This window comes from Gemmatimonadales bacterium (assembly GCA_030697825.1).
GTDB lineage: Bacteria > Gemmatimonadota > Gemmatimonadetes > Gemmatimonadales > JACORV01 > JACORV01.
Map to the genome: position 1 here is coordinate 1 of JAUYOW010000235.1, position 2,159 is coordinate 2,159.

A 2,159-nucleotide genomic window follows, 5' to 3' on the forward strand; every position below is an offset into this window, starting at 1 on the left:
CGCATGGCTGGAGCTCTCCATTTGAGGGGAGGAGCGGGGAGCGGGGAGCGGTACCTTGTGGTGCGCGACCAAGGCGGCGGCGCGCACCGTAAGGTACCGCTCCCGCAGGTACCGCTCCCCTTATCTCTACCGCCCTGCCGCCTTATAGTCTACGCCCCATCTCCCTCAAAGTTGAGAGTCCCGTGCCCCAGCCGGTCATAGTCGTGGATGCGTTCACCGACCAGCCCTTCTCAGGGAACCCCGCCGCCGTGTGCGTCCTGCCCGAGGAGAAGCCGGAGCGCTGGATGCAGCAGGTCGCGCGGGAGATGAACCATGCCGAAACCGCGTTCCTCATGAAGCGCGGAGAGGCGTGGGCGCTGCGCTGGTTCACGCCGGCCGTCGAAGTGGATCTCTGCGGACACGCCACGCTGGCGAGCGCGCACGTCCTCTGGGAGACGGGGCTCGTCGGCCCGGAGGAGACGGCCCGCTTTCGGACCAAGAGTGGCGTCCTGACGGCGACTCGCAGAGGCGACTGGATCGAGCTGGACTTCCCCGCTCTCCCGTGCGAGTACGCGGACGCGCATCCAGACCTCGCCGAGGCGCTCGGCGTTTCGCCCCGGATGGTGCTGCGGAGCCGGTTCGACTACTTGGTGGAGTTGGATTCCGAGGCCACTGTCCGCAAGCTCGCTCCCAGCCTCGCACTGATCGGCACGATCCCGGTGCGCGGCGTCATCGTGACGGCCGTGGCGACCACGCCGGGCTTCGACTTCGTGTCGCGCTTCTTCGCGCCGCAGTCCGGCGTCCCCGAGGACCCCGTGACCGGATCGGCGCACTGCTGCCTCGGCCCGTACTGGCAGGGGCGCCTGGGCAAGGCGGACCTGCTGGCCTACCAGGCCTCGGCCCGTGGCGGCATCGTGCGGGTCGGAGTGCGCGGCGAGCGCGTCCTGCTTGGCGGACAGGCGGTGACGGTGATGCGCGGCGAACTCGACACGTGATGCCCGAAAAACCGCGAGCATGCCAAGGCGCGGCTCATGTCCGAGGCAGGGGCTCCATGCGACCGAGGCGGTGCAGGTTGCTCGCGAACCGCGCCATGAGGACGCCGAGCATCGCCACCGCGAGCACGGTGGCGCCGAGGTTCGTGACCAGGGAAACCATCTCCCGGGCGGCGCTACGGCCGGCCAGCGCGAGCACCGCGTTCGCGATGACGAGGATGATGCGCACTTCGGTCGGACCGAGCTTTCCGTAGGCGATCCGGAAGACGCCGAAGACCGCCGATTCGAGGTACACGTTGATGGAAAGGGCGAGATAGGCCACCACCAGGAGGAGCGCCACCTCGAGGTCCACCCACGGCGACAGCCCGATGCCGACGCCGATCGCGGCGGTGGACACCGCGTCCACGATGTGGTCGAGATAGTAGCCGTACTTCGGCCGCTCCTGGTGCCGGACGCGCGCCAGCGTCCCGTCCAGGCTATCGCCGAACCAGTTGACCGCGATCATGAGGCTCGCGGCCCAGAGCCACCCGGCGTGGAGACCCGAGAGTGCGTATGCCACGCCCGCGCCCGCCGCGCCGGCGACGCCGAGCGCCGTGAGCGCGTCGGACGTGACGCAGCCCGGCAGCGCGCCCGCGATGCGCCGGAGCAGCCGGCGCTCGGGGTCGGCAAGAAGGAACGTCAGTTCACGCTTCGCGTCGGACATCGTTGCCTCCCTGAAGGGTCTCGCGCCGGCCGCGCCGAAGCGCTACCGCCGCACCGAGGATGACCGCCGCCACCGCTCCGGTCGCCAGCAGCTGGCCGCCGGTGAGCGGTATGACGGTGCCCAACGCCGCATACAAGAGGAACTGGGGGAAGCGGCCGAGGGCGGTGGCCACGAGGAAGCGGCGCACGGAGTACCGGTCCAGTACGCCGGCGATGCGCGCCACCCAGAACGGGATCGGCAGGAGCGCGGCGAGGAACACCGTGAGGAACGGCCGTCTGGCGAACATGAGGACCAGGCGTCGCACCAGCGCGGAGTCCCGCATCTCGGCCATCGGGCGCGAGTGTAGCGCCGCGTCGTAAAGCCGGTAGTTGACGTACTCGACCGCCACGACGCCCAGCGTGCCGACCGCCGCGACCAGCGCCGGCGGGTAGACCCTCCCGAAGACCATGAGCACCGGCTCGTAGCCTACCGGGAGGAACATCGAA

Annotated in this window: 3 protein-coding genes; 1 reads left to right on the forward strand and 2 read right to left on the reverse strand. The window is 69.9% G+C overall.

Annotation, left to right across the window (positions count from 1 at the left end; translation table 11 throughout):
• Positions 1-182: 182 nt before the first annotated feature.
• Complete coding sequence (locus Q8Q85_12290) at positions 183-974, forward strand: PhzF family phenazine biosynthesis protein (GenBank protein ID MDP3775034.1); 792 nt, start codon at positions 183-185, stop codon at positions 972-974.
• A 34-nt stretch (positions 975-1,008) separates the two neighbouring features.
• On the opposite strand, the gene Q8Q85_12295 is transcribed toward Q8Q85_12290, so the two are convergent.
• Together Q8Q85_12295 and Q8Q85_12300 are read right to left on the reverse strand one after the other, a co-directional pair.
• A complete protein-coding gene (locus Q8Q85_12295) occupies positions 1,009-1,674 on the reverse strand; it encodes a CDP-alcohol phosphatidyltransferase family protein (protein ID MDP3775035.1) in 666 nt (221 codons plus the stop codon).
• Positions 1,655-2,159 (reverse strand): VTT domain-containing protein (locus Q8Q85_12300; GenBank protein MDP3775036.1); only part of this gene is annotated, 505 nt, incomplete at its 5' end. The genes Q8Q85_12300 and Q8Q85_12295, both read right to left, overlap by 20 nt.

Bases quoted from the DNA above. Each gene is read 5' to 3' on its own strand.
- Q8Q85_12295 (MDP3775035.1), bottom strand. From the start codon at position 1,674: ATGTCCGACGCGAAGCGTGAACTGACGTTCCTTCTTGCCGACCCCGAG.